Source organism: Bacillus sp. C1 (assembly GCF_054570475.1).
The window spans coordinates 630,654-648,571 of sequence record NZ_JBTMZT010000002.1 but is presented as its reverse complement, the minus strand read 5'-3'; the positions used below and the strand labels follow the sequence as shown (position 1 = coordinate 648,571).

Annotated in this window: 18 protein-coding genes and 8 pseudogenes; 4 read left to right on the top strand and 22 right to left on the bottom strand. The window is 33.5% G+C overall.

The genetic code is table 11. The features are described from left to right. Positions 1 to 592: 592 nt before the first annotated feature. The 9 genes and pseudogenes from ACX5JI_RS09720 to ACX5JI_RS09680 all read right to left on the bottom strand — a co-directional run bounded on the left by ACX5JI_RS09720 (position 593) and on the right by ACX5JI_RS09680 (position 8,410). Positions 593 to 1,045 carry an SUKH-3 domain-containing protein gene (locus ACX5JI_RS09720; RefSeq protein WP_459500859.1) on the bottom strand — a complete coding sequence of 151 codons (453 nt, stop codon included), beginning with the start codon at positions 1,043 to 1,045 and terminating at the stop codon, positions 593 to 595. A 743-nt stretch (positions 1,046 to 1,788) separates the two neighbouring features. Continuing rightward, positions 1,789 to 2,880, bottom strand: a pseudogene (locus ACX5JI_RS09715) (hypothetical protein); the annotation flags it as partial. Between the two features lie 426 nt (positions 2,881 to 3,306). Beyond that, positions 3,307 to 3,762 (bottom strand): DUF6630 family protein, encoded by a 456-nt coding sequence (locus ACX5JI_RS09710; RefSeq protein ID WP_459500858.1) that lies wholly within the window; start codon positions 3,760 to 3,762, stop codon positions 3,307 to 3,309. A 16-nt stretch (positions 3,763 to 3,778) separates the two neighbouring features. Further along, positions 3,779 to 4,753 carry a hypothetical protein gene (locus tag ACX5JI_RS09705; protein WP_459500857.1) on the bottom strand — a complete coding sequence of 325 codons (975 nt, stop codon included), beginning with the start codon at positions 4,751 to 4,753 and terminating at the stop codon, positions 3,779 to 3,781. A 273-nt stretch (positions 4,754 to 5,026) separates the two neighbouring features. Beyond that, positions 5,027 to 6,073: pseudogene (locus ACX5JI_RS09700) on the bottom strand (T6SS immunity protein Tdi1 domain-containing protein). Between the two features lie 81 nt (positions 6,074 to 6,154). Continuing rightward, positions 6,155 to 6,266 (bottom strand): annotated as a pseudogene (locus ACX5JI_RS09695) (TNT domain-containing protein); the annotation flags it as partial. 309 nt (positions 6,267 to 6,575) lie between these two features. Next, positions 6,576 to 7,049, bottom strand: coding sequence for an SMI1/KNR4 family protein (locus ACX5JI_RS09690; protein WP_459500856.1), 474 nt, complete (start codon positions 7,047 to 7,049; stop codon positions 6,576 to 6,578). Between the two features lie 136 nt (positions 7,050 to 7,185). After that, on the bottom strand, positions 7,186 to 7,653 hold the full coding sequence (locus ACX5JI_RS09685; RefSeq protein WP_459500855.1) for a DUF6985 domain-containing protein: 468 nt from the start codon (positions 7,651 to 7,653) through the stop codon (positions 7,186 to 7,188). Further along, positions 7,650 to 8,410, bottom strand: a pseudogene (locus ACX5JI_RS09680) (HNH endonuclease). Before ACX5JI_RS09680 ends, ACX5JI_RS09685 begins: the two are co-directional and overlap by 4 nt. Positions 8,411 to 8,678: 268 nt before the next feature. Between ACX5JI_RS09680 and ACX5JI_RS09675 the strand changes: the two are divergent. Together ACX5JI_RS09675 and ACX5JI_RS09670 are read left to right on the top strand one after the other, a co-directional pair. After that, positions 8,679 to 8,927, top strand: a complete 249-nt coding sequence (locus tag ACX5JI_RS09675) for a hypothetical protein (RefSeq protein ID WP_459501077.1) — start codon at positions 8,679 to 8,681, stop codon at positions 8,925 to 8,927. Between the two features lie 59 nt (positions 8,928 to 8,986). Then, the gene (locus ACX5JI_RS09670) at positions 8,987 to 9,145 is read left to right on the top strand and encodes a SpaA isopeptide-forming pilin-related protein (protein WP_459500854.1); all 159 of its coding nucleotides are present in this window, start codon (positions 8,987 to 8,989) and stop codon (positions 9,143 to 9,145) included. A 209-nt stretch (positions 9,146 to 9,354) separates the two neighbouring features. Here the strand turns inward: ACX5JI_RS09670 and ACX5JI_RS09665 are convergent, their stop codons facing one another. After that, entirely contained in the window at positions 9,355 to 9,747 is a 393-nt protein-coding gene (locus tag ACX5JI_RS09665; protein ID WP_459500853.1) for a DUF6241 domain-containing protein, read from the bottom strand. Positions 9,748 to 9,862: 115 nt separating this feature from the next. On the opposite strand from ACX5JI_RS09665, the pseudogene ACX5JI_RS09660 reads away from it, so the two are divergent. After that, positions 9,863 to 10,066: pseudogene (locus tag ACX5JI_RS09660) on the top strand (IS3 family transposase); the annotation flags it as partial. A gap of 58 nt (positions 10,067 to 10,124) precedes the next feature. Here ACX5JI_RS09660 and cdiI read toward each other — a convergent pair. The 11 genes and pseudogenes from cdiI to ACX5JI_RS09605 form a co-directional block, all read right to left on the bottom strand. Then, a complete protein-coding gene (gene cdiI, locus ACX5JI_RS09655; RefSeq protein ID WP_459500852.1) occupies positions 10,125 to 10,511 on the bottom strand; it encodes a ribonuclease toxin immunity protein CdiI in 387 nt (128 codons plus the stop codon). Position 10,512: 1 nt separating this feature from the next. After that, a complete protein-coding gene (locus ACX5JI_RS09650; RefSeq protein WP_459500851.1) occupies positions 10,513 to 10,857 on the bottom strand; it encodes a hypothetical protein in 345 nt (114 codons plus the stop codon). A 33-nt stretch (positions 10,858 to 10,890) separates the two neighbouring features. Continuing rightward, positions 10,891 to 11,178, bottom strand: coding sequence for a hypothetical protein (locus ACX5JI_RS09645; RefSeq protein ID WP_459500850.1), 288 nt, complete (start codon positions 11,176 to 11,178; stop codon positions 10,891 to 10,893). 208 nt (positions 11,179 to 11,386) lie between these two features. Further along, positions 11,387 to 11,861, bottom strand: a pseudogene (locus ACX5JI_RS09640) (SMI1/KNR4 family protein). Positions 11,862 to 12,005: 144 nt separating this feature from the next. Beyond that, on the bottom strand, positions 12,006 to 12,542 hold the full coding sequence (locus ACX5JI_RS09635; protein ID WP_459500849.1) for a SecY-interacting protein Syd: 537 nt from the start codon (positions 12,540 to 12,542) through the stop codon (positions 12,006 to 12,008). An 8-nt stretch (positions 12,543 to 12,550) separates the two neighbouring features. After that, on the bottom strand, positions 12,551 to 12,694 hold the full coding sequence (locus ACX5JI_RS09630; RefSeq protein ID WP_459501066.1) for a hypothetical protein: 144 nt from the start codon (positions 12,692 to 12,694) through the stop codon (positions 12,551 to 12,553). An 11-nt stretch (positions 12,695 to 12,705) separates the two neighbouring features. Then, on the bottom strand, positions 12,706 to 12,912 hold the full coding sequence (locus ACX5JI_RS09625; RefSeq protein ID WP_459500848.1) for a hypothetical protein: 207 nt from the start codon (positions 12,910 to 12,912) through the stop codon (positions 12,706 to 12,708). A 1,070-nt stretch (positions 12,913 to 13,982) separates the two neighbouring features. After that, positions 13,983 to 14,438, bottom strand: coding sequence for a YrhA family protein (locus ACX5JI_RS09620; protein WP_459500847.1), 456 nt, complete (start codon positions 14,436 to 14,438; stop codon positions 13,983 to 13,985). A 25-nt stretch (positions 14,439 to 14,463) separates the two neighbouring features. Beyond that, positions 14,464 to 15,315 (bottom strand): annotated as a pseudogene (locus tag ACX5JI_RS09615) (HNH endonuclease signature motif containing protein); the annotation flags it as partial. Between the two features lie 328 nt (positions 15,316 to 15,643). Then, complete coding sequence (locus tag ACX5JI_RS09610; RefSeq protein ID WP_459500846.1) at positions 15,644 to 16,039, bottom strand: hypothetical protein; 396 nt, start codon at positions 16,037 to 16,039, stop codon at positions 15,644 to 15,646. A 22-nt stretch (positions 16,040 to 16,061) separates the two neighbouring features. Further along, positions 16,062 to 16,271: a deaminase domain-containing protein gene (locus ACX5JI_RS09605; protein WP_459501065.1), complete on the bottom strand. Its 210-nt coding sequence runs from the start codon at positions 16,269 to 16,271 to the stop codon at positions 16,062 to 16,064. Between the two features lie 348 nt (positions 16,272 to 16,619). On the opposite strand from ACX5JI_RS09605, the pseudogene ACX5JI_RS09600 reads away from it, so the two are divergent. Beyond that, positions 16,620 to 17,477: pseudogene (locus ACX5JI_RS09600) on the top strand (IS6 family transposase). Between the two features lie 70 nt (positions 17,478 to 17,547). On the opposite strand, the gene ACX5JI_RS09595 reads toward ACX5JI_RS09600, so the two are convergent. Next, the gene (locus tag ACX5JI_RS09595; protein WP_459500845.1) at positions 17,548 to 17,916 is read right to left on the bottom strand and encodes a hypothetical protein; all 369 of its coding nucleotides are present in this window, start codon (positions 17,914 to 17,916) and stop codon (positions 17,548 to 17,550) included. Positions 17,917 to 17,918 lie beyond the last annotated feature (2 nt).

The following is a 17,918-nucleotide window of genomic DNA, read 5'->3' as shown; positions in this document are numbered from 1 at the left end:
GAAATCCAAAAACGTTCTACTACAATTAGCACAAGGTTCAGCAAATCCACCTGCTAAGTTTTCTGTTCTAATCATAAAATTATCATATCTTGCGCCTTTTAATATTGCATCTCTTGCGCTCCAAATTTCTGCAGAATTATCGAGTAGTTACGTAGAATCTTTGTAGATACCATTGAAATCAACTCCTTTAGTTGCTAAAAATTCTATGAAAGCTTTAATGTCACCAACATAGCTTTCAATTGTTTTAGGACACTTATCATTCTCAATTAGACTTATCTTAGAATCTTCAATTATTTGATAGATTGTTATTACTCCTTTCAATTTCTTTTCATAAAAATAGAACCAACGCTCCTTCCATTAGAGACATTGGTTCTATTCTTAGTTATAATATAAATTTATTTTTTCTTTTCACTACATCTTTCATTTAGAGCAAAAGATGATTAAGTGGCAAGATATTTTAAAACTAGTTTTTAGTTTCATTAACTTAAAATTACCTTTAATTTTATCTACCACTTTGGCCCCTTCCCACTACTTACCGCTTAATTACAGTTATGCAGTAGGTTAGGACATAATTTTGCATTAAAAAATATTATTACCCTTCAAATTTATCCCAAATCACTGTTCCTTTTTCAAGAATAATATTATCAAATGCCTCTAAAGCATTATCTCCTGCCCACCCTGTTGATTTAAATATTCTTCCTGATTCCGATATGTATAAATTTAGCCCGAAATCATATAGTGAACCTATTGGAATGACTTTATCATCAATATAATCCTCTAAGCCAAAACACGAACTATCTAACACACCTATGACTTCCTTAATACAAGTGGTATGTTCAGATATGTCCTTAGTAACCCCATCTGGCCAAATGTTTTCAACATTGAATTGTAATTCTCCAAACTCCTCCATAAATTTTTTTGCACTTTCAAAAACCTCAAATCCTCTTTCTTCAAGAAACTTTACATTTTCTGATATGTCTATTTTTCTCCCCTCGTACCATCCCGCTTTTTTTAATTCTTCTATTGTCTTATTTGATATTTCCATTTTCATTCCTCCTACTTATCAATATTATAGAAATCAAAAAACGTTCTTCTACAATTCTTACATGGTTTAGCAAATCCACCTGATAAGTTTTCCGTTCTAACGATAAAATTATCATATCTTGCGCCTTTTAATATTGCATCTCTTGCGCTCCAAACTTCTGCACAATTATCAATATTCCACTCATATTGAAAGCTTGGTTCTCCATACTGATTAAGCGGTTTTGACTTTTCTGCTTCTGCTCTTACTCTTTCTATACTAGCTCTTAATTTAGCCATATCTTCCCTTATAAACTCTTTATTTTTTCCAATAAAAAAGCTATCAGGTAAACTATCTATATACTCTTCCGATAATAGACTTCTATAATACTTAGTGTAATCTTCAGCTGTTTTACAAAATTCTCTAGGATCAATCCCTCTATGATCAATTATAGTTGGATTATACTTCCAATTCCCGCTACCTGCAATACCTTTCAAAGATGGATTTTCCGTATCCACAATAGCACAAATTTTGCTTATATCCTTTGCATTTCCACTTTTGAGTAAATCTTTTCTAAAGTTATTTAAGTCAGTTATCATTGTTTCTCTAGAATTTTGCAAATTGAGCTGCTTTAACCTATCAGCTCCAGTAACCCCCTCTGCAGGAAGTTTCTCCCCAGATAACCGGTTTGCATTTTGCGCTTGCCCCTTAGTTTCACTCTTAGCAACAGAAAACAACTCTCCAAGTGTCTGTCTTTCTCCTAGATTCCCAATGCCAGCTGCCGCAGTTTCACGGAATAAACCCGGGATCTCAATATTTTTAACCTTCTCCAAGCCATTCTTCATACTACCCGGCAACTTATTCACTAATGCCGTTATTTCTTCCAACTTACTACCTATTTTACCGCTTTTCGCGGCTACTTGAAAGGCTTTTGTACCCTCTGCGAATTTTCCGAATGCAGCTGTTCCTTTTACTGCGGCGGTTACTTCACCGACGCCGATAAAACAACTACCAATATCAAATATCGCACCGCCAAGGGCATAAGGATCGGTCAGGGCTTTTTCTACATAACCTTTTACGGAATGAAGTAGTGCCTTACCATACTTAGGATAATCTTGCCAGCTGATGATGGCTTGTCCGAGATTTTTTAGCGTATTACCAGCTCCATTTATATCGTCCAATTTCCATTGTTCTGTTTCTACGCCGCGCATCGAATTAAAGCCCCACTCACCAAGCTCTAAGGCTAGGTGACCTAATTTCGTCGCACCTATCGCAATCCCACTAATCGCGGAACCCGCCGCGCCTATAAAACCTTCTAACACCAAGGCTTTATCAGAAAGGTCTTTCAGGAAAGGAATGTTGTCCCCTACCCATTTTGTACCTTTCCTCAATACATCCCATTTCTCACCGGCACGATCGGAAAAGTTTTGAAGCCAAGCCTCCCATGGATGATTGTTCGCCCATTCTTCTTGCTTTTTCTTCATTTCTTTTTCAGCTTGCAGTTTCGCTTCTTTTTCTGCCTTCGTGAGTTGTGTATCCATTTCATGAATGCCTTTTGCCAACGCATCTTGCGCAAAGAAAGCTTGCAGCCCCGGATCAGTATAAGATAAACTGCCCATCTTCCCTGCAATTTGAACTTGTTGGTTTAGGGCATCGAGAATTTCTTCCGCATTGCTTTTTTCTTTTTTGCTTTCAAATTGCTTTACTTTTTGAATCGTATCCTCTAGTTCTTTGCTGGCTGCAACTAGTTTTTCATCGAACTGGCTTTTCGGCATACGCAGTGAAATCACATCGTTCACACTGTTGTAAATATTAGAGATGCGACTATCCATTTCATGTTTCTTCGGTTGAAGATTGGAAAATAACGCTCGTTTCACTTTTCATGCTAAAACAAAAAAGCACTTGTTGCCTTTCATAGACAATCAAGTGCTTTAAGTTCATGTATTTTTAAGTAGCATTAAATTTGTAAGTTTTGTGGTAATAGTATGACAACTACTACGTTAAAACTTACACGTTTACGAGTTCTTTAGTTTAATATCCATTCCATGTCTTTATGTTCGTCGCATAGTAGAATGTCATCTCGCCTAAGCTCGTACTTCTTTTTCTATTCTAGGATTGCACATAACACTCTATGATGATACAACCATCATAAGTTATTCATTCAACTTAGATATAACTATTACTGTAAGCCTTTTAGAAGTTATTCTAGATAGCTATGCAATCTTGATATTAACTTATAAGGAAACCTTGATCGGAGTCAAGGTTGAAGACGTACAATCTTAGGTCTATCTATAATACTTGATACACCTTTCTTGAAAAGGGATTCTATCATCAAGCAGCACTTCTTCTTGCAGCAATTTTGCTATATTCTCTATTTTTACAATGAATAGTGCGAAGAAGTCGCCGGAAGTTGGATATGTAAATAGTCCATACCCCTTTGGTGACAGTATTTTGTTGGTTTCCTTGATCTTTTCAGGTAAAAATTCATAATGAAATGCTTCTAACTTCTCGAGTTCTTCTTGTGTTGCTAATTCAATTTGATGGGCAAATTCGTAATCAAGAATAAAATTGACAATTTCTTGGTACTGCTCACCTTTATAGTCAACGTATAAAAACTGTTTCGTCGTCAATCCATATTTTAATAGATCTTCATGTAAGTCATAACTTCCTTGCTCCTTCAAAAACGTTTCTAAATCCTTGCTATCAGGAAATATAATCTGCGCTATCCCTTGATCAGGCATATTAGCTTCCTCCCTTTTATTGAAATAATTCTCCATGCTTGTTAGGAATATATTCCGGGTAATTTTTACGATAAAATTGATCGATCATCTGAAGCACGGGATCCCATTCAGGGTATGGCTCACGTTCTCCAAATACCATTTTCGCTTCTGGAGTATTCATCAGAAAATTATCGAATTGAGTAGGTACTGGCAATCCTAGTTGTTTTCTTACATGGATCAAGAATAAGATTTCAAAAGGATAAAATCCGTATCCGAAATCACCAAATTCACCTAGCTGTCCGATTTCAGAAGCTAATGCAGAATGATACTGAGACATTAGCGAAATGAGATGTTCTATTTCTTCTAAATTACCAGTCGACCAACGTCCCAGCACTTCATCATAAATGTTCAGGTCTTCAGGGATTAAATCGCATCGTAGTTCAGCTTCCTTAAACTTATTTATCACGGCTAGATGCAATTTTTTATTCGTTCCCATGATGGTTTTATTTCTATACTGCAAGTACAGCTCTAGCAAAAACCAAATATGTCTATCCTCTTCATTGGCATTTATTAAATGTCCACCGAAGTGATGATCCATAAAATCAAATAAGATATTTTCTTCTTTCTCCCATCCATACATTGCAAAATGAACTAATGTGAAGACGACTTCGCTAAACGAATATCCCAAGAACATCCTTGGATACCTGATTGTATAAAGATCCTGTCCCATGCACTGGTAAAATAAGACTTTCTGCATGTTTTTTAATCCTTCTGCATTGTTTCCACCGCTGATCAATACATCGTTTTTCCATAGTGACAAGTGATATGAGGAAATTTTGCTTAGATTTATTAATAGTATGTGATCTTTCTCTGTTTCATTTTGCTCAATGATTTTCTCATTCTCTCTTCTACTAACATTATATTTATCTTTCACATCTTCAAATTTGATTCCATCCACAAAATTTTTGCTATATCTTTTAAAAGCCATTTCTAACTTTTTTTGGTTTATCATTGTATCCTCCCTATGAATTACTCTATTTTCTTATTCCAGTCCTTTACCTGTAACTCATCAACGCCGAATCCAATATCAGTGATCTTGATTTGGGGAGATACTCCTTTTTTGTGTTCTCAAAATCCTTGGTATATCAGGAATGGGAGTTATGAATTTAATTCAATTACATATAAATATTTACGTAGAATAAGACGAGCTATCCCAATAAATAACGGATAACTCTTCTTTATCATCTCACATCATAATCTTGAGTAGAATAAATTTCTATACATTTTACTCAATCGGCCCCATAAATTCAGTAATAAGTAAGACATGCTCTCTTAATTTCACTTTTTGTAAGTTTCCAACCTTCTCTGAACCACCTAGTCCTAATAATGGCACATAACCAAAACATTCATCATAAGTAGGCTCACCATATTTTTTAACCGCATCTGGATATGGCCTCCATTGCAATTCTTTTCCGATATCATCCATGTCTAGTAAATCTTCAAAAAAATAATCAAAACCTGCAGAAATAACCTCAACATATCCTTTTCGATAATTCAAACTTTTTATATATTTATTTTTTTCCCAAATTAAAATATCTCCCATGCTAGTTACCATAAAAGGAACCGCATTATTGTGTCTTTGATATGAAATTTCCAACAAATCGTTGTACTCATCTGGGTTAATTATCTTTAAATAACCTTTTAAAAAAGTGCCAAAACCGTATTCCTTCCATACTCTTAGCAATTCATTGGGTAAACTATTTTGATAATTTTTTATTAATTCCTCAGGTACCTCATTCTCTAATTTAAAATCCTTTAAAACTTCTATTTTGTCCAACCGTTTCACTCCTATTCTTTTAAATTCTACATTAAGATGTGTCTTATCCCATAATTCCTCTGGAATATCTTTAATAACATTTTTTATATGCGTATCTAACACACCTATCCTATCTTTCCATTGTCTACCAATTGATGAATTAATTCCAGAATCCCCTAAACCTCCAATGTTTTGAGGGAAGCCCCTGCAACTCGTTCTGGATTATGTAAAGCATCTTTTCTTTTTAGCAGCGGCGGTAGCTTCTTGTTTAGACATCCCTTGATTACGCAGTTCAGTAATTTTTTCTTTTAATATTTCTTTTCTAAATTCACGTTGTTCTTTGTTGGATTTACCCTCTCTGATATAACGCTTTTTATTATCTAAATATTCCCATTTCGTTAAATCATTTAACCCCTTTTCTTGCTCTTTCAGTTGCCGAGTAAATTCTCCTGGATCATGGTTTACATTTCGATTAAACTGAATCTGTACCTTTTCAATTTTCGAAATTTGATTCACAGTAATTTTAGGTCTACTATCTCCAGTACCCTTATTGCCACTCTTAAAAGCCGAAAATAACTCTCCACCAAGTGCGTTTCATTCTCCTCTATTCCCAACGCCAGCTAACGAAAGTTCAGGGAATACATTCGGGATCTCAATATTTTTTAATCTTCTCCCCAACATTCTTCATACTGTTCGGCAACTTATTCATGAATGCCACTACTTCCTCCAACTTACCAACTATTTATGAAGTTAAAACATACCAATCAATTAAAAAAGCACTTGTTGTCTATCATAGACAATCAAGTGTTTTTATTTATTTCTAGGTTTAAATGCTAACTTTAAATTCGCACCTGAAAAGACCCATCAATTTTTTCTTTATATTGTAATTCAAATTTAATCCTGTAACACTCCATCTTTTTGCAGAGTGTTTTCTGCAAAACAAAAGTGTAGACAATTGCAAAGAAAAGTGAAGAGTAATACTATGTATTTTTATTTTGCACTAAACATACAAAGGCTGTTATTCCTCTAACATATCTAGAAAATCATTTACATTATCTGCAATTTTTTCTGTAACTGGTTCAAACTCACCTGAATCTTCATTATACCAAATACAAATTGCTGGATTTGTTTTACTTTCACTATAATCTAAACAAACGAAATTCCCCGCAAACAGAGCTGCAAAGGGTACTAATTCAGCCCCTGTAGAATCTTCATCCGAAATAATTCTTTCATCTAATTGACTGAATACAACCTTTATATCGTACATACCTCTGTCATTTTCACCTGGATTATCCAATAAACAAAGAAAACGATCAACTACATATCTATTAGACTTATATTGAAAAAAACTAGTTATTGGAACAGCACCATTATTTTTCAATATAAAATCTGTAAAATCTATGGGAAACTTAATTTCAAAACTCTCTTCCACGCGTTTAATTAAATTCTTATCTGGAATTGGATAAATTATACTTTCTTTCTGAATTCCCATAATCTTTCACCTCTTAATTAATTTAATGTCGTGGAGCGTCTGCCCAATGTCCTTTTGTCCTTCCACCATTATGCTTATTATGAATACCAAATGGCACAAGTTCCAATCCATGTGTATTATTGATTAATAGTTACACTTAAATCGCAATATCCTGGTAACCCACTTCGGTTACTATCTCATTTAACATACGAATTCCTAGCCCATTCTCTGTATCCCATGTACAATTAAGTGTAAATCTAATGTCTCTACCTTCACACATATCCCCATAAGGAACAACAATCCCGTCTAAATCTATCATTTCTAATATTTGATCCATTGTTTCAACTAGTGGATAATTTTCATTTACTTCAATATCATAACCTAATTTATTCCTTCTTTGTTTGTAATAGTCTAATATTGATTGTAAAAAGTTCCGTTGTAAGTGTTCCCAATTTTGCATAAGTGAAGTATATGTTACATATTGTTCCTCATCAAAATTGCCGTCCTCTTCCCCATCTATCATTAAAGTTATCTCAGTTTCTTTTCCCCAAAAACGAATTGTAGTATCCTTAATCCAACCATACTCATATTCAAGTTCACCGAAAACCGAATCATTTAAAATCATTTTACAAGCTCCTCCTTATGCCTATTAGCAAATCCTTCGGGTTTAAACGCTCCTGCGCTTATCTCTCCTACACCACCCAGATGTCCAAATTCAGCATTTATGTTTGTTGGCACGAGTTGCATTGTTTTACCATCATTTAATTCATGCCACGTTAATTTATTTTTTCTCTATATTTCTTTATATCTCTTACACTAATATTACTAGATTCCATACCAAATTGGCTTGCTAATTCAGGTGAACTATTAAGTTGATCAGCCAATTTTTGATCAGATTGAACAAAATTAATTCTTCTAGCTTTTCCTCCAAAACCATTTTTGCCACCTAGCATATAGTCAATTTCAATCTGTGCTTTTGCTACAGGTGAAAAATCAGGAACTCCATTTTTATACTCAATTCCATTAATACCAGCTTCATTTAAGATTTTCTGTCACGTAGGATCTGGTGGTGGTTTTAGAATACATAAAGACTCATCTCTAGCCCCTTCGAAAAAAAACCGTTGAATTTGTTTCTGCGGGTGTTTGCTTAAATCTTGATCATATGTACTGGAAAATTCCTCTTGCTTGAAGGCAGGTGGAATATTGCTACCTTCTCCCGTACCCTTAGTTTCACTCTTAACAGCAGAAACTAACTCCCCAAGTATTTTTCTTTCTCCTACATTCCCAAATCCAGCTACTGAAAGTTTAGGAGATACATTCGGGATATGAATATTTTTAATCTTCTCCACAACATTCTTCATACTGTTCGGCAACTTATTCATGAATGCCACTACTTCCTCCAACTTACCAACTATTTATGAGGTTAAAACATACCAATCCAATTAAAAAGCACTTAGTGTCTTTAATTGACAATCAAGTGCTTTAAGTTCATTTGGTTTCTAAGTTTGTAAGATACAACCATCATGGAGTATGTATTTTCAAACACCTTATCATTTTTTCTATACACTTCACATATACTTTGTTTTTCATTCATGTATTCGGTCCTAATATAAAAACAGCATTATGTTTGTAAACGGAAAATTTGGAGATGTGACAAATACAGAGTGGCATACAGTGGTATTCCATGCAAAAATCAAAGAGGGCCGAGCTGGAAAAGAGATTCAAAATACAGCGAAAGTCACAGGAGATAATGTACCACCGCAAGAACCAACAGCCAAAATTCCAGTTCAATCGCTTGGACAAATTAAGATTGAGAAAGTGGATGCTGCTGATTCAAATGTAAAACTGAAAAATGCTGTGTTCCAAATTTTAGCCCAAGATGGTAAAGAGGTTGGGTAACTAACAACAGATGAAAATGGTGAGGCTACTTCTGAACCACTATGCTTCGGAAGTACACAGTGAAAGAAATTCAAGCACCAAATGGATATATGTTATTTAGAAATCCAATTGAGGTAGAGGTTTCATCATCAGTACAAAAAATAAAAGTAGAAAACACAAAAAATGAATGGAATATTTCAAATACTGGCGGTATAGTGCTAACTATTTTATCTAATTGACACTATATTAATGGCCGCAACATTAGTTTTATTTTTCCGCAAAAGAGGAAGAAATGAATAGATTTCAAAATTAATAGGTATAGCAAGGGAGACACGACATATAAAAAAGATCTTTAGTATGTTGTTAATCTTTGTATTAACATTTTCGGTTCTGGTGCAAAAACCATTTGATTGAGACATAGAATCTACATGAGCTGTTCAGTGACAGTTTATGATGCAATTCCAAACAATTTATGTATGAATCTAACTTCATTTTGGGCAGACTTCACCTGTCGGTGCAGTTGTCCTTTTTTCAGCATATGCATGGCTTCAACACCACTTAATATAGAGATTGCTGTTTTAAATGACTTTAACCCTAACATAGAACGAACTCGTCTTTTAATAAACCGGTGGTCTTGTTCCACTATATTATTGAGATATTGAACTTGCCTTAGTTGTATACCTTCAGGCATATGTTTTTCTTCTTTCTGAGTAGCTAATCTTATCGCTTCTCCACCAATTTCCCCAACATTTTCACCACCCTCTCGCTCCCATATATAATTATGTTCCCCGACTGCTTGAGAGAAATCTCCTTTTTCCCAACGTTCTAGAATATCTAGCATACTTTTCTTTGTTAGGCGTTTTATCGCTCTGGTCTAACATATGCCGAAGCTTTTTTATATTATCAGGAGACATTAAGATAAAGCCAGATTTTTTATCAGCTATTACTTTTTGAGTAAGAGGAATTGTTTAGATAACGCAGTCATCGAAAATTTATTTAGCTTATTAAAGTCTGAACTACTTTACTTACAAAAGTTCGAAAATATAGAACACTTTAAATTAGAAAAATGTATTCACTACTATAAGCATGACCGAATTAAAACAAAATTAAAAGGAATGAGCCCTGTACAATACAGAACGCATTCCTCATTAGCTGCTTAAAATATGTGTCTCGCTTTTTGAGTTCACTTCATTTATTCAGAAGTGCTTTTACTATTACTTATTTAATATTATATTTCTCTTTAATTTTCATCAACAACTCTTCAGCAATCGCTTTCTTTTCAGGATTTTTTCCTATATAAAATTCACATGCAGCACTTAAATACTGGTACAATTCATCATAATTCACAATATCGTAGTCATCATCACCATCGCCAGAATAAAATAAAACTTTATTTTGTCCAAAATACTCCTCATCATCTTGTTCATATTCATCTGAATAAATTACTCCATTATATTCCCGACACTCTCCAGCTTTACTTTTAAAATCTTCTAGGTGTTGTAGAAAGTTACGTCCATTTACATATATATTCAAAACATCAATAACTGCCTCTTTATTCAAATTGCTCTGTTTCATTATTTCAATAAATTCCTCATATACGCTCATATTAATCCACCCAATCTAATACTGGATAAGCATTCTCTATCTCTCCAGTTTCTGAATTCATAATACCTTCAAATTTTAAATTTTTTCCATTATAGTCTGTTTGTCCTTGTATTTTCATCATTTTTTGTTTTAATAATGGAATCTCTCTTTTATTATTTAAACCTTCTTCCATAGCCTTTTTGCTTAAAGTTATTATTTCATCATTTGAAATAATTTTTGGATTATACACCGTCTTTTTATACACTTTATCTCCATTAGGTATTACTTTGTATTCACCTGTCCAATTTCCCCCTGTATAATTCATTTTTTCGCATTTTACTTTGTATTCTATATCAAAAAATTCCATCTATATCTGGATGTTCCTTTTTAACAACAGGTCTCAACTCATATTTGTTAGAATTATTATTAAAATAATTTTTTCTATGTTTTTTAGACTCTCAAGCCATTCCTTTTTCTCTATAACAAACTTAGCAACTTCTCCCGTACCCTTAGCAAACGAAGCCTCTACACTCTTTATCTTATCATCTATAATCTTTTTACTCTCTATATGATGCTTATCAACCCAGACATGGAAATATGTACCACCTTGCTTAATTGTTATTACACCATGTTCATTGATTTCAAATCTCTTGGTTTTGGCTGTCATATTATCTATGTTTTGCGGCATTCTTTTACCAAGCTAATACATCTTGTCATTTCCAAGTTTTCTATCTTTAAGCTGACCAGTTTTAAATAAACTAGCTATCAGCTTGCTTATATGAATCTTTTATTTAAAATATCAGTTAAACAAATAATTTTCTTCTAAAACAAAAAGGGCCATCTCATAAGCAAGTAAAACCGGCTTATGGGACAACCCTTTTTATTTCAACTATCTATTAATCATACAATTTGTTTAAAAGCTCAGTGAAATTACTTGCCACGTAAAATACATTTTCTCTTGCTGCTTCTTCTGCTGTAATCCCTTCACTTTACATTAGCGCTTCTTTTTCCTATGCATCTTCATGTTCCCAAAAGACGACAATCGGATCTTCTTCATGATTTTTATAATCAAAGCAAATTAAATTCCCTGAAGGAGCAAACCCAAATGAAATTAATTTTTTAAGCATGTATCGCTAAAGTCATTACATACATCAACTATATATTCGTCACTATTTTCAGCAAAAGATAATAAGGCTCCAAAAAATTTTCACGATTATTCACATTAAATAATTCTAGTTCAACATTAATACTATTATTTACAGCTACACATTTTATATAATCACTTAAAAATTTGATACCTATTCCATTACCATTTTTTACACACCAATCACTTACAGCTTCATCAGCAAATTTCCATTCTACTTTACTCATTTATAAGATATGTAGCCTATAAATGATTTTAAAATTGTCTCACCTCTTTAACAGAGTTTTTCCTGCTTAAAACTCCACAGAAAAATCTTGCAAGACAAACCCCAATCAAGTTTTTTACACATCATCTTCTCGCTTATTGCATCTCTATTCTTCATCCTTAAATTTCAATTGTAAAATGAAGTTTTCTAAACTATTAGTTATTTGTTTATACTCATTTAATTCAAAATCCTCAACAAAAATCTCACCTGTATTGTTGTCTAGCACTATTAACATCCCATTTGCTTCATAACCAATTGGTATATATTTAAAGATAGCACCTTTAGATTCTGCGTAGTCTTTAACAAGTGAAATAAAATAATCTGGTTCAATTCCCGGGATAACGGGGTGCAAATTAATATTATAAGAAGAAATCCATCCCGTTAATTCTAAAAACCAATACGAATTGAAATACTGCTTCACCGAATCATGTAACTGAACGTTATATTGACTTTCAATTTCATCGAAGTCAAATTCCACTCCCTTCTCTATTGGTTTCCAAGAAATATATCCATATTCATCTTCTTTACCTGTATATATAAATCCATCTACATCTTCATTCCATGCTATTTGCGGTAATGAATTGTTGTATTCCATCCATTTATCTAGAAATTTTTCAAAATAATCTTTTATAACCTCTTTCATATTAGAAATCACTCCTTAATAAGTTTCTGTAGTAACTCTGAATAAACTTTATCTTTACCCCATATTCCTGCTTCTTTTTCTATATTATGAATTCCACCGGAGCCAGGGTGTAGTTTTTGAGGCACAGGAAATGCTTGTCCACCTCCACCAATATGATGATGAACTAATTTATCTCCCCTAACACCTTTAACGTCATATTGAGAGAATTATTCCCTAAACACCTTATCATTAACAGGGCGGATTCCTCCCTTCTATTATTCGGGCTAAACGCTTCTGGATGTCGATCAAGTAGTTCCCTCCAAAAGTATTTTAAGTCACGTCTCCAACCTTCAGCATTAGTGTACTTTTCTCCTTTCCCACCAAAAGGCATCTCAACGACTGTACGTTGAGATGCAATATAAACTGGATCTATATTTTGAAGATCTACAACATCACGATATGTTCTAATAGGATGATCAGTATCCCCCGTACCCGTACCAAAAATCTTCTCCCCAGTCTCCTTATAAACTGATAAGCATCTTTCAGAGAGTTTAATCCTCCGCCTCCTCCATTCCCAACGCCAGCTAACAAAGGTTCAGAGAATAAATTCGGGACCTCAATATTTTTAATCTTCTCCCTGACATTCTTCATACTATTCGGCAACTTATTCATGAATGCCGTTACTTCTTACAACTTACCAACTATATATCATGGCTTTTTAACTTTTCCGCTGAAGTTCGTTCTGCCCCGTATGATAATATTTCCACACCTTTAAAGGCGGCGGATACGTTGTCTTCTGCTTTTACTATTTTAATTATACTAGCAACTTGTATTTTCCTTAATTTATAAAAAATACGTTTATGAAGCTATAGGTCCCCTACTAATAAAAAAGCACTTGTTGCCTTTAATCGACAATTAAGTGCTTTAAATTCAACTGGTTTTATGTAGCATAACTTTGTAATTTTTCTAGTAACAGTATGAAACCCTTTATATGACATGACAAGTAATACGTTAAAACTTACGAGTTTGTACAAGTTCGTTAGTTTCATATACATTCCATGTATTTATATTCATCGCCCAGTAAAATGTCATCTCGCCAAATTCTCACACTTTTCTTCATAGCCCATTATAAAAATAAAACTCCTTGATGGTACTACCATCATGAGCTTTCGATTCTCAAACAAATCATTGTTGTTATCTCATCCCTTTTTATACATGACTAGTGTGTCTATATTTAATCAAATATTAACGAGTTATTTAAGAATCAAAAAACCTTGAAAGGCATGAGCCAATCAAGGTCAGAAATAGTGATTTATAATCTTCAATTTCTTTCTTTACCAATTCCAATAATAAATAACCAGATTCATATGCTATTATATCCTTAAACAATTAGCCGTTAATCAGGTTCTGTGTGCTACACGACCCTCTCCATCCGCCAAAAGTTTTCTATGGATTTTACATTTAACTAAGTGCTACGGAGAAAGCAGATTCAAGCATAGTATTAAAATCGCAAAAAGTTTCCATATGCTCACCTGAAGGCTTATCTAGTTCAACAAAACTTTTTTTAGAAACATTATAACAATACCAAGCTATATCTGAATCTCCAAAAAAAATTAGCTCATCTTCGTCTTTAATTGACTCCCATGTTTCATTCGCATCAAAAAAACTATCCACCTGATTTATTGGCTTAGAATCCAAAAAATTTTGGTCAATCCCATAAATTTTAAGTCCATTAAATTCAATTCCATTAACTGTTTGTAAAAATTCATAGTATTGGTGTGGCAGTACATCTTCACCAAATTTTTCTACTACAGATTTACGAAATCTTGATAACTCATTTTCATTGGTAGGTAAATTGAGTCTTCGATTTCGTTTCTCTCTTATTTTGGAAATCTGACTAACTTGCTCTCTCCACATATAATCACCTTCTAAATATTATTATTTATTCCTTATTAGGAGGATAAATGCCTTCTTCTGGAATAGGAAAATCCACTATCTTACTGTCCCCAGGCTTCATACCCTTTGTTAATGAATTTTGCTCATTTGTAATAACCTTGTGATAGGGGTGGTTTTTTATTAAACCTAAGTTTTCCACATCATTAGTACCACCTTGATCTAAAGGGATTTTATGATGGACTTGCCAACCATCAGGAACTAGTCCGTATTCCATCATATCTTCAATATCATTATCTGAAATTCCAGCTTTTTTTAATTCTTTTATTTTTTCAGGATTATCAGCCATAGATTTCATCAAATCTTTCCTGACTTTATTAAAATCCTTTCGCAATTGTGCTGTATCATTGGGATTTCTTTTATTAAACGTAACCTTTTCTATTTTAACATTAGGAAGTTTGACTTCCTCACCTTTTAATTTACCAACAAAATCAGGGCGACTATCCGTCGTGACCACTTTACCCGTACCCTTAGTTTCACTCTTAGCAACAGAAAATAACTCTCCACCAAGTGCGTTTCTTTCTCCTACACTCCCAACACCAGCTAACGAAGGTTTAAGGGATAAATCCGAGATCTCAATACTTTTAATCTTCTCCACGACATTCTTCATACTACCCGGCAACTTATTCATTAATGCTTCTACTTCTTCCGACTTACCAACTATTTTACCGCTTTGCTCTGCTACTTGAAAGACTTTTGCACCCTCTGCGAGTTTTGATCCTTTCACTGCGGCGTTTACTTCACCAACACCGACAAAACAACTGCCACTATCAAATACCGCACCACCAAGGGCATAAGGGTCGATCATGGCTTTTTCTATATAACCTTTCACTGTGTTGAACATTTCTTTTTGGTCTTTTCTAAAGGATCTATCGAGGTTATCCAGCACGGGAATTTTGTCCGTGAATGCGGGATTATTTAAGAAAACACTAAGATAAGAAGCCGCAATTGTGATAGAGCCTACAATCTCATATTCGATTTCCTCTAATGGTATTTCCACTCATACTGGTTTGTCTGCATAATTCTTTTATATCTTAAAATGTTTTTCTCTGTTCAATGTTATCTAGACGCTTCCCTCTAAACGGCTAGATAATACAAAAAGGACATATCCCTTTCGGAATTGCCCCTTTCACCTTGAGAATATTTCCCTCAGAATCTAGAGAAATAAACTATTGTTTTTGATTTAAAATATAATCAATTCTTGATTTATCACTAGCACTAGTCTCAATAACATTAAACGATTTCTGTTTTAAATTATCCTGATATATATTAAAATCTTTTTTTAATTCTTCTGATTCATTGTTTTCTATTTTTGAAATAGCCTCTCCAGCATGAGACAATTTTTCATATAAAAAATCTGGAAGTTGTTTTCTTTTTATTCCTTCTAACACAAGATTAACAAGATACGAATACTTTATAAAATCACTGGTATTAATATTTTGCCAGTCTTCCTCAATGATTTTTCCACTGGCTTGAGTAACAGTTAAACCATCTTCATCTACATATTCATCCAAGTCTAATTGAACTGCTTCAATTATATATTCATAATTTATTGAGTTGCTCATTTATATCCAATCTCCCTTTTTGTCATTTTAACGTGTTATTTGTAATAACATTTACCTTAATATTAGGAAATTTTCTCCTGAATTCAAATATTAAATTAGTACAACTTTGACAGCAATCTAGTTCAGAGAATAAATTTATCTCTCCTTTTATATTGGGGTCTTTTATTTTAGAAGCGATATCTTCTAAAATTTTAGCTTCTGTGTCATTATACCTTGGGTGTACATCGTCCACATAATTCGTTAGAACTCTATCCTTTTCTGACGGAGTAATTGAAAAATCATCTGCATAACCCAATGAATCGCTAGAATGTATTTGACTATGTGCTTTAAAATCTTTTTTATTCCTGAAATATCAACTTCTGCTGTTGCAACATTACCCCATCCTAGTTTATCTAATTTCCGGTTAATTATTTTTTTCTTTGAGTTAGATAAATTTAAATATTCATCAGATTTTTTATAATTATTTTTAAATTCATCTAAGTTATTTCGGTTCTGGTGCAAAAATTCTAAAGTTCTTGCAAGTAATCTCCTAAACTTGGACATACTGATACTATTACTCTACAAAAGGTGTGTGATCGGTATGGAAAAGGAAAATTTGTTCAAATGGACGCATTATCAGCCAGATATTATTTTGCTAACTGTACGTTGGTACCTACGGTACAACTTAAGTTTTCGTGATTTAGTAGAAATGATGAAGGAACGAGGATTATCCTTGGCTCATACTACCATTGCGTTGGGTCCATCAATATGGACCGGAATTTGACAAGAAAATCCGACGTCATCTCAAACAAACGAATGATTCATGGAGAGTGGATGAAACGTATGTAAAGGTAAAGGGACAATGGATGTATTTATATCGTGCCGTTGATTCTGAAGGAAATACGATTGACTTTTATCCCGCATTAACGAGCAGTAAGACTCCCACCTCAAAATTCAGCGACAGCAAAGAAGTTAGGTGGGAGATCAACTGCTCGTAAAAGCCCGATTGGTTCAACTAATAATCAGTGGGGGATGAAGAAAACCCCCACTGATTAAAGTTTCACTTTATCTGAGTAAAGCTAGAAATCATAAGGCTGCAAAGCGATTCTTCAAGAAAGCTTTGCGGTCTCTTCATGTTTCCAAACCTCGTGTGATTACATTTGATAAAAATCCAGCTTATCCAATTGCTATTGAAAAATTGAAGAAAGAAAAAAAGATGCCCGTAGGCATCCAAACGAGACAACTCAAATATTTGAATAACATTGTGGAACAAGATCATCGTTTTATTAAGAAACGTATACGTTCTATGTTAGGATTCAAGTCTTTTCGTACAGCTACATCCATTCTTGCAGGAGTAAAAGCCATGCATATGATGAAAAAAGAACAGATTGATTTACGGGATCAGTCTGTTCAAAATCAAAAAGAATTCATTCATCAAATATTTGGATTAACAGCATAACATACCATTCTGCTAGAAATATATATGCTATATTTTCTTTTCTCTCATCTTTGCACCAGAACCCTAAAAACTATCCAATTGAACTCCTTGCTTTTTCAAGTTCCTTTAAGATTTCTTCTTTTTCTGACTCCTCAAATCTAGAAATCTTCTCTTCTAAGCCATACTCTATTAATTTAAAAAACTCTTTATATTTTAAACATGATATCTCTTCTGGATAACCGGGAAATTCCATGCTTAATACAACCTCATCCATCTCACACTTTTCAGAATCACCATCATCATAGGTACCGTAAGTAGCTATCATACAAACATCATCAAAAATAACTTCTTCTTTTGTTAAAATTACATTTATACATTTTATTATTCTTGATTTATTAATAAAAATCCCTCTAATAAAATTCTTATTCCATTCATCATCCATAATCTTTTTCTCGTTCATAA